Below are 9,065 nucleotides of genomic sequence, written 5' to 3' on the forward strand. Positions count from 1 at the left end.
ATAATTAACGTCCAAACTTGATTTTTTTGGGTTCCTTCCAGCTTTTCTAGTCTTCTATCCATCCCATCGACTTTCTCAGTTAGTTTTGCTTGTCCTACCTCTAGCTTAGTTAGCCGTTCATCGATTTTATCAAATTTCTGGTTAAAATCCTTCTGTAGGCTGTCAAATTTCTGGTTAACATCCTGTTGCAATATATCGATTTTTTGGTTAACTTCCTTGATGCTGTCTTTGATTTCCTTGAGGACGGATTCAAGACTATAAGTAACGGTTTCGTTAGACATTTTGGTAACATCCCTGGGAGTAATGATAGTACAATAATTTTATTATAATCCTAAATCTGGTTATTAAAGACTGATTACCTATTGCCTCTCCTGATATGTAGCCTATACTCAACGGATTTAGTATAACTATCTCTGCCATTATTTTTGAAAAATGCTATAAATTTCCTCGGCAATATGGCTGCTACCTCCTGACTCTCCCACTCTAATTTTGCCATTTTCTAAACATCTGTATAAATAAGGAGAATCTGCCAAAATATCAATAATTTTAACCGCGGCATTTTTAAATAAATTTCCCTCCGTGGGTTTCTGTCCAATAGTTATCACCGATTCCCCTAATAAGCGCATCTGTGCCTCAGCAAAAGGATAGGTAAATTGGGGACCAAATCCGGGTATTTGTAGGACGGGTTTTCCTAATCCCACCGCTTGTTCTACTGCTGTACCCGCCATGGCTAAACAAGCGTCACAATGGTGTAGAATATCGGCAAAAGCATCACGATAACAGCACAATAAAGCCCCATTTTTCTCTAATTTTCCCGCTCCTAAATAATGCCATCCCTCTTGTTTAGCTAAATTTTCTAAGTCGGTTTCTCTGATACTAGGAACGATAGCAGCCCGAAACTGCATCGGTTTAATTTTAACTATTTCCTCACAGACTTGTAACTGTAAAGCCAAATTACTCAAAGCTTCGGGTAAACGACTCCCCGGTAATAAAGCAATCATGGGAATTTGACTATCTAATTCTAAATCTTTACCCGTTGGTGTTAGGACATCCATAATCGGATAACCAGCAAAAATCGCTTTTTTAATACCCCGATTTTCTAGGTCTGTTGCTGTATATTTATCCCTAGTGAAAACCCTTAAACACTTGTCTGATCTTAAACATAATTCCGTGAGTAAAGGTAATTTAATTGTGCCTTCGTAATAACTGGAAGTAGAAACAATAAAAGCCACAAAGGGACGACCGGTTAAACGAGCGATCGCAATCGGCACGATATCCCCCACTGCTATCAATAAATCACAATCCTTGCTAACTTTAAAAGCTGCCTGAATTTGCTGAATAGTTAGACTAATTAATCCCGCACCAATATCCTTAATCCAATTCAAAGGATTGGTATAAATAATTCCCCCCGATGGCATAGTGGCAGTGGGGGCAATAATTGGTACTGACAATTTTTGATAAGCTTTTCCCTCTCCCACTAAAGGCAAAGCAGCTATAGATAATTGGGGCTGAATTTTTTGTAATTCCCCCAGAATTAAACTAGCATTTAAATCCTCACCATGACCATTACTAAGAAATAAAACCTGTTTAAGCATCGATTTGTTATCCTCTATATTCCCTTGCTGCCAAAGAAACCGCCACCGTCACCGATTTTGCTTCTATTTGCTTGCTGACTAGCAAAGTATCGCCCATTTTTAAAGCGGCAGCTTCAGCGACACTAGGGGTTCCTTCTTTCTTGTTGACAATAGCTGAGGGATTGGGGACATTAATATCTCTCAACTCCTCAGCAGTAAAGGTTTTTAGTGGCAATCCTTGCTCTTGACAATAGGCAATTAAACCCCGTTCATTAGCTTTGATGTCAAGGGTGGCAATACCGGCAATAGCGGCTAAAGAGAGGTGATAACGCTTAAAAACATCCCTAATTGCCCTATCTATGACCGTTTTCTCCGTCCCACGGATGCAACCTATTCCTAGCCATAATACTCGTCCATGGTACTGCACTTTTGGCCCGGAAGGATCGGGGTAAAAACGAGGTTGGCTAAAACCTGTCCACAGGGGACCTATCCCGATTAAATCGATTGCGGGTGAGTGGAAAGCGGGGGAAGCGCTAGTCATACAAGACTATAATATTTTTACCGGTTGAAATTGTTCGCCTTCGTCCAGTTGCCAAGCTTGTAAATCGATCGCTCGTCCTGAAACTACGGAGACAATTAAATAAGTATATCCTGACCAGGCTAATTGGCGATCAATTTCCGAGGGAATGGCGGCATGATCGGGATGGGAATGATAGATACCGATAATTTCTAGCTGGTTTTCCCGCGCCGATTTTTGAGCTTGTAAAAGCACTTCTGGCGCAATACTAAAGCGGTTTTTCCTATTACCTGACCAGTTATTTTCTGTGGTTTGCACGGTGATCACTTGGGCTGCTGTTTCGGTAATTTTTCCTAAGAGTAACCCACAACATTCTTCGGGATAGGTGGATTCTGCGTGGGTGAAAATACGCTGGGAAATTTGGTCTGTAATCAGGATCATAAGGGAAAATTTTCAAAACCTATTGATGTTAGTTTGCTTTGGCTATAGGGAACTTGAAAACTGGGTGCATCTCAATTTGGTCGAAATATCTATAGGACATTTTGTCCGTACGCGATGCGCCCCTACCATTGGCTCCATAATATTATTGTAGGGACTAATTGCCTTCGCTCTCTTTTAGTAACTTCTGCATCGCTGACTTAGGAATAACTTATTCTTGGCTGGTTCCAGCCAATGTTAAATTTATCTTATTGTCCCCTAACCTTTGCCACTGAACTGATAAATGTCGATCGATTTTCGCAATCTTAATACACTTTGGGGTTCTATTTTAGTCGAAACATTGGCCCGTTTGGGATTGAAGATAGGGGTGGTTTCTCCCGGATCGCGATCGACTCCTTTAACGGTAGCCTTGGCAAGACATCCCCAGATTGAAGCTATTCCCATCTTAGACGAGCGCTCGGCCGCCTTTTTTGCCCTGGGATTAGCCAAACAATTATATCAACCGGTGGTTTTAGTCTGCACTTCTGGCACTGCCACGGCTAATTTTTATCCCGCAGTCATTGAAGCAAAAGAAAGTCATGTCCCTTTATTAATTCTAACCGCCGATCGCCCCCCAGAATTGCGTCATGCTCACGCCGGTCAGACTATCGATCAAGTCAAACTCTACGGTAATTATCCAAATTGGCAAGCGGAAATTAGCTGTCCTAGTGCCAATATCGAGCGTTTACGCTATCTCCGTCAAACTATCATCCACGCGTGGTGGCGCTGTCTCGATCCTGTCCCCGGAGTGGTGCATCTGAACTTACCATTTCGGGATCCCCTCGCACCAACTCCCGATCTAGAAATTAACAATTTAGAGGCTAATTTTGACCAAGAGGCTTTTTTTAGCCACATATCTCGGCAAAATATGCCAATTAACCACTCAATTCTCCAAATTAATTCTTTACCCTCCAAAGGAATTATCATCGCGGGATTAGCTTCCCCGCAAAACCCTGAAAGTTACTGTCAGGCGATCGCTGATTTAGCCCGATCGCAACAATATCCCATCTTAGCGGAAGCTTTATCTCCTCTGCGAAACTATGCAGGGTTAAATCCCCATCTCATCACTACCTATGATTTATTATTGCGGAATCCTGCCCTTAGAACCCAATTAACCCCCGATGTTGTCCTGCAAATTGGCGAATTACCCACCAGCAAAGAATTACGGACGTGGTTAGAAGAAATCGACTGTCCTCGCTGGATTATCGATCCCCATCCCGATAATTACGATCCTCTACAGGGAAAAACCGGACATCTCAGGGGAAATATCGAGCAATTAGGGCATCTATTCCCAGAAAAACCAGATAATAACCGAGAATATCGAGAATTATGGCAAAAATTCGACCAGCAAGCTAGATTAACCATCGATCGCCTTTTGGCAGCAGAAACTAAACTGATTGAAGGTAAAATCCCCTGGCTGCTCTCCCAATACCTCCCCCCCCGCACCCCGATCTTTATCTCTAATAGTATGCCTGTTCGCTATGCCGAATTTTTTAACCCGCCTAGCGATCGCCAAATTCGTCCCTATTTTAACCGCGGGGCCAATGGCATCGACGGCAACCTCTCCACTGCGATAGGAATAGCTTATAAAAATGTCCCTAGTCTGCTATTAACGGGAGATTTAGCCCTATTACACGACACAAATGGTTTTTTAATCAAAAAATATTTTGTTGGCTCCTTGACCATAATTTTAATCAATAACAAGGGGGGAGGCATTTTCCAGATGTTGCCGATCGCCAAATTTGACCCTCCCTTTGAAGAATTTTTTGCCACTCCCCAAAATATCGACTTTTGCCAACTCTGTCGCACCTACGGTATTGATTACCATTTAATCAGTGATTGGACTGATTTTCAGGAAAAAATCGCAGTTTTACCAGAATCAGGTCTAAGATTACTAGAAATATCCTGCGATCGAGCTTTTAATACTCAATGGTTCCTCAGTAATTATGTGTAGGTTGTGGGGTGTGGGGTGTAGGGAGTGGGGTGTAGGGAAGTGGGGTGTGGGGAAGTGGGGAGAATAAAGCTGCCTATTGCCTATTGCAAGAGTGCCTATTGCCTATCCTGATAGGTAGCCTATGCTCAACGGATTTAGTATTAATTCCCTTTTTCGAGAAAGTGAATACAATGGGTGGAAAGCGCGTAAAAAAGGCCCGATGAATCGACAAAGACGGCAAAAATCCAGACAAATTTCTCTCCCTAGATATTCTATCTTTCCCCCGGAACAATGGCGATGGGGAGTGACTTCTTTGGTGATTAGTTTGGTCTTGTCCCTACTGATTTTAAAACTGAATAGCTCTAGTCTCTCCACTGCAACCATAGATATTTTTAATCCCTCCACTGTGGGGGAGAATTTAGCCGGTAAGAGTCTAGATGAGTTAGAAAAGCAGAAAATCGCCGAATTTTTGCAAATTAACCCGCCAGAAACCGAATTAACCCTCGATCGCACTCCTTTGTTTATTCTCCACGATACAGCTTGGAGTATGACTGCGGGTAACATCGAAGAACAGAAAAAATATGCTCGCGGTCCGATGAAATTGGGTCCCAATGTTTACATCCCCCGCAAACCGCATTCCAGGGATAGAGATATTTTAGACTCGATCGCCCGGCCTTTTTTTGAACGTCACCGTCCCACGGCCACTTTTTATGAACAAGCAGCCGAAATGCTGCCCGCAGACACCAGAGATCAATTAGTGCGTCAACTGTGGCAACTTACCCCAGAAACCATCCGCGTCAAGGGTTTTGCTCTTGCTTTAGAGGGTGTTCCCTTGAGTACGCGATCGGCCCCTGAGTTAGAAAAAAGGGCGAGAATTTGGTTAAATACGCCTTCAGAAGCCGTCTTTAAGCGTTTAGTCAAGCAATATCCCATAAATTACTTTGATGGGGCAAAAACTACCGCATTATGGGCAACAGAAGCGATTTGTCAGCAGCTATCTCACCCTAATTGCGATCGCTTGCGGCCAGTTTTTGCCGCAAGAAATCGTCGGGTCATCTCCAGCGTTAACATTGAACTGGTACAAGCGCCGGGATCCCACTGTTTGACCAAAGGACGCTTGCAAACCCTCCCCGGTTACAGCGATTTTCAATACCAACAAACGGCGAAATATTATCTCCTCGCAGCCTTACAAACGGGACAATTGCCGCAAATTGTCAGCCATTTTGCCGTGGATAGTTTTCTGATTAATCAAGGAAAATATCCCCATTGTGACCCCCGGGGTTTTGATCTACAACGTCTCTACAATCTCATCAGTGAAGCTTTGGATTATGACCCTGGCACTGTTTATGGTATCGTTCCCCGTTACGGCACAAATATTATAGCTGGTGATAATATTTGGTGGCATAATCGAGTTTTTGACGCGGCCAATTTACCCACCACTTTAAATTAGACCTGATCATTTAGAAATATCCACTTCTCCCAAAGCTTCTAGATAGGTAATCGCCGCTTCTAAAGGAGAATCGTAGCTATAGGAAAACTCCTCAAACCAGCGTCCTTCCTCCGATTTGGCATCCAATTTATCTAACCATTGCTTCGCCTTTTTAGTTAAAGCTTGTCGCTTACGCTGCTGTTTTAATGCCGCTGCTTTTTCTTTTTCCGCTGCCTCCTGTTGTTGCCTTTCTTGGTTTTCTAAGGCTAAAGCTTTTAAAAGCGCATCGGTAGAAGAATCGCCGGCATAATTAACCTTAAATTCGGACGGAGAACGATCTTTTTCTTGGCGAGAAGAAGGGGACGGCATCGGTTTTTCCTGATCCCGTTTCTGGTATTCTGCCTTCATTTGTGCCAGTAAATCTTCTATTGCTCCCATAATGATCAAGTTAGAAAGTAAAAAGTTAAAAAGATAATTACTCTGATTGCCTCTGCCTTAATAACTAAGTAGCTGGTTATAATTACATTGAAGATGGATCCCCCCTTGATAAGGGGGGTGTCTAACAGTTTGTAACACCTAACTACTTAATAATGGGTTCCCTTATTTTTCCAAACGGACCACATACCATTGTAAATAACCCTCCTCACCCAGGTCTAACTCGCAGTAATTATCGCGCAGATAGAGAGCTTTTTCCTCAAAACTAGAGAATTTCGCCAATTGTCGGGGACAAATCTCCGGTTTTGCACTGATTAAATCTTTTAACTTATCCCGCAACTGGTCGGGAGTCTGGAATTGTTCAGGTTGATCGGCCTCGAGGACAAGAAAATAGTCCCCTTGATACATAATAGAATCGGGCATCGCTGTTTGATAGTCTCACTAGGAAAATTTTTTGGCTATCTTTATCACTTTATCGCCTCAACGCTCGATCGACACCACCACTATGACAGACCATCTCACCAATCCCTTTCTCAGTCTCCCTTACGAAAGCGCCATGCAGGACTTGGGGGACCAATACTATGATCAAGTTGCAGCCGCGGATTTTCCCAGTCATATCCTTCGTTTTCGCAATGATGCTTTATTACCTTTGGTGGGAATTCAGCCAGAATTAACCTTAGATGAGCATTTTATCGAGGCTTTTGGTAAATTTCAATCCCTGACCCCCTTTTTGGCCCTGCGTTACCACGGTTATCAATTTGGCGAGTATAATCCTTTCTTGGGAGATGGTCGCGGTTTTCTCTACGGTCAAGTTAGGGGTATTGATGGCAAATTATACGATTTTGGTACGAAAGGATCGGGACGGACTCCCTATTCCCGTCATGCGGACGGTAGGTTAACTCTCAAGGGTGGAGTCAGAGAAGTCTTAGCTGGGGAAGCTTTACGCGGTTTAGGGGTGAATACCTCTCGCTGTCTCAGTTTGGTGGAAACGGGGGAATCCCTCTGGCGCGGTGATGAACCTTCCCCGACGCGATCTTCGGTGATGATTCGAGTTAGTAATTCTCATATTCGTTTCGGGACTTTTGAGCGTTTATTTCATATTAAACGTAGCGATTTAATTAAAAGACTCCTCGATCATGTGATTATTTATTATTATCCTGAAATCAATCCCCAAGATAGCGATCGCTATTTAAAATTTTACGCCGCTTTAATCGAAAGAACCGCTAAATTAGCGGCCCAATGGATGGCCGCAGGTTTTTGTCATGGGGTTCTCAATACCGATAATATGTCAATTACCGGGGAAAGTTTCGATTATGGTCCCTACGCTTTTATTCCTTCCTATAACCCCCAATTTACGGCGGCCTATTTCGACTACGGTGGCCGTTATAGTTATGGCAATCAGCCTTTTATCTGTCGCTTAAATCTAGAGTTACTGCAATCTCCCCTGGCCATGGTCGTCTCCTTGTTAGAGTTAGATCTGGCTTTGGCTAACTATGACCAGCATTACAATTTTTATTATCAAAAAATGATGCTCAAAAAGTTAGGTTTTGAGGATATTTTTACTCCCGAATCTGCTTTACTGGTCAGCAAAACCCTGGAAGTTCTCCAAGAAACTGGCCTCGGTTATCACGACTTTTTCTATCAATTAAGTGAACAATTTAATTACGGTTGGCGAGAAAATAGTTCTCTAATTCTTGAAAATATGGATTTACCGAAAGCTGATTGGCAACGTTGGCGAGAATTATATAGTTTGGTCTTAAATCAATTACCCTCAGATTCTTTGGTTCAAATTGGGAACACCTTAACGCATTATAATCCTAAAACTGCTTTACTTAGACCGCTAATCGAATCGGTTTGGGAGGCAATTACCTATAAAGATGATTGGCAACCTTTCCAAGAATTAGTGATAAAATTACAAAATAAACAGTAATTAAGTAATAAGTAGTGGTGCAAAATTAATTTCTTGGTTAGGAGAGGCAACAGGTGATTAAATATGTGTAATTAATTATCTCTAGCTACTTATTCAGGTCATTTCCTGAAATGCGTTGGACAAAAATTGACCAGACTTGGCGATCAATGTTTCCGCTCCAACTATTAAAAGTGTCAAAATAATAGTGAAGTTTTGTGACAAAGTGCAGTCAGATCTAAGAATCTTTGCTAGAACTCTAGAAAGCTTCTGTGATAAGTCTCTTGAAAAGAGATTGTTTGCAGTAAGCTCTTCTGGCTAACACGCTTTTGGGTGTGATATGGGGAAAGTTTCTTGCAATTGCGCCTAAATCGAGTGATATACAGAAAGTTGACCCATATCGTTACTCTGGAGAGTGTTATGCAGAAAGTTGACCTGTAATATGTAGTTATGCGGCAAGTCCTCGGTTAGGACAGTGGCTTGAAGTTGCTTGCGGGGCATTCATTCACGATAAAAATTGCTTGGCATGGATAGCTGTAACGACAATTTATAACTACAATTGGTTATTGTAGCTGTCGTTCGGTTATGGAATATGAATGGGATGAAGCAAAACGTCTTGCTAATCTTCGTAAGCACGGAATAGATTTTACCGATGTTCCAGCCGTGTTTGATGGGGATATTGTAACGGTTGAGGACGATCGTTACGGTTATGGAGAGCAGCGTTTTGTCACATTCGGTTTGTTGCAAGGGCGAGTGATTGCCGTTGTCCATACAGAACGTGAGGATTGCACCCG

The 9,065-nt window shown here is 42.5% G+C and carries 10 protein-coding genes; 4 read left to right on the plus strand and 6 right to left on the minus strand.

What is annotated here, in order from left to right; genetic code table 11:
- The 4 genes from EWV66_RS15115 to EWV66_RS15130 all read right to left on the minus strand — a co-directional run.
- Positions 1–281: DUF4164 family protein (locus tag EWV66_RS15115; protein WP_193961078.1), on the minus strand; the 281-nt coding region annotated here is incomplete at its 3' end.
- Positions 282–419: 138 nt separating this feature from the next.
- On the minus strand, positions 420–1,595 hold the full coding sequence (locus EWV66_RS15120; RefSeq protein ID WP_287107090.1) for a lipid-A-disaccharide synthase-related protein: 1,176 nt from the start codon (positions 1,593–1,595) through the stop codon (positions 420–422).
- Between the two features lie 7 nt (positions 1,596–1,602).
- Positions 1,603–2,115, minus strand: a complete 513-nt coding sequence (locus EWV66_RS15125) for a cobalamin biosynthesis protein (RefSeq protein WP_287107091.1) — start codon at positions 2,113–2,115, stop codon at positions 1,603–1,605.
- Positions 2,116–2,121: 6 nt separating this feature from the next.
- Positions 2,122–2,532, minus strand: a complete 411-nt coding sequence (locus tag EWV66_RS15130) for a M67 family metallopeptidase (protein ID WP_004162447.1) — start codon at positions 2,530–2,532, stop codon at positions 2,122–2,124.
- A gap of 280 nt (positions 2,533–2,812) precedes the next feature.
- Here EWV66_RS15130 and menD point away from each other — a divergent pair, with 280 nt between their 5' ends.
- Positions 2,813–4,522, plus strand: coding sequence for a 2-succinyl-5-enolpyruvyl-6-hydroxy-3-cyclohexene-1-carboxylic-acid synthase (gene menD, locus EWV66_RS15135; protein ID WP_287107092.1), 1,710 nt, complete (start codon positions 2,813–2,815; stop codon positions 4,520–4,522).
- Between the two features lie 199 nt (positions 4,523–4,721).
- A complete protein-coding gene (locus tag EWV66_RS15140) occupies positions 4,722–5,951 on the plus strand; it encodes a hypothetical protein (RefSeq protein WP_287107094.1) in 1,230 nt (409 codons plus the stop codon).
- Between the two features lie 6 nt (positions 5,952–5,957).
- On the opposite strand, the gene EWV66_RS15145 is transcribed toward EWV66_RS15140, so the two are convergent.
- Both EWV66_RS15145 and EWV66_RS15150 read right to left on the minus strand, forming a co-directional pair.
- Positions 5,958–6,368, minus strand: coding sequence for a salt stress protein, Slr1339 family (locus tag EWV66_RS15145; RefSeq protein WP_072927272.1), 411 nt, complete (start codon positions 6,366–6,368; stop codon positions 5,958–5,960).
- Positions 6,369–6,530: 162 nt separating this feature from the next.
- Entirely contained in the window at positions 6,531–6,788 is a 258-nt protein-coding gene (locus EWV66_RS15150; protein WP_072927270.1) for a CRR7 family NDH-1 assembly protein, read from the minus strand.
- A gap of 82 nt (positions 6,789–6,870) precedes the next feature.
- Here EWV66_RS15150 and EWV66_RS15155 point away from each other — a divergent pair, with 82 nt between their 5' ends.
- Together EWV66_RS15155 and EWV66_RS15160 are read left to right on the plus strand one after the other, a co-directional pair.
- A complete protein-coding gene (locus tag EWV66_RS15155; protein WP_052278502.1) occupies positions 6,871–8,295 on the plus strand; it encodes a protein adenylyltransferase SelO in 1,425 nt (474 codons plus the stop codon).
- A gap of 561 nt (positions 8,296–8,856) precedes the next feature.
- Positions 8,857–9,065 (plus strand): BrnT family toxin (locus EWV66_RS15160; RefSeq protein ID WP_287107093.1); only part of this gene is annotated, 209 nt, incomplete at its 3' end.

This window comes from Microcystis sp. M_OC_Ca_00000000_C217Col (genome assembly GCF_007095585.1).
GTDB classification, from domain to species: Bacteria; Cyanobacteriota; Cyanobacteriia; order Cyanobacteriales; family Microcystaceae; genus Microcystis; species Microcystis panniformis.

Coding starts and splice junctions, on each gene's coding strand:
- EWV66_RS15155 (WP_052278502.1), top strand. CDS start 6,871: ATGACAGACCATCTCACCAATCCCTTTCTCAGTCTCCCTTACGAAAGC.
- EWV66_RS15140 (WP_287107094.1), top strand. CDS start 4,722: ATGAATCGACAAAGACGGCAAAAATCCAGACAAATTTCTCTCCCTAGA.
- EWV66_RS15125 (WP_287107091.1), bottom strand. CDS start 2,115: ATGACTAGCGCTTCCCCCGCTTTCCACTCACCCGCAATCGATTTAATC.
- EWV66_RS15120 (WP_287107090.1), bottom strand. CDS start 1,595: ATGCTTAAACAGGTTTTATTTCTTAGTAATGGTCATGGTGAGGATTTA.
- EWV66_RS15130 (WP_004162447.1), bottom strand. CDS start 2,532: ATGATCCTGATTACAGACCAAATTTCCCAGCGTATTTTCACCCACGCA.
- menD (WP_287107092.1), top strand. CDS start 2,813: ATGTCGATCGATTTTCGCAATCTTAATACACTTTGGGGTTCTATTTTA.
- EWV66_RS15150 (WP_072927270.1), bottom strand. CDS start 6,788: ATGCCCGATTCTATTATGTATCAAGGGGACTATTTTCTTGTCCTCGAG.
- EWV66_RS15145 (WP_072927272.1), bottom strand. CDS start 6,368: ATGGGAGCAATAGAAGATTTACTGGCACAAATGAAGGCAGAATACCAG.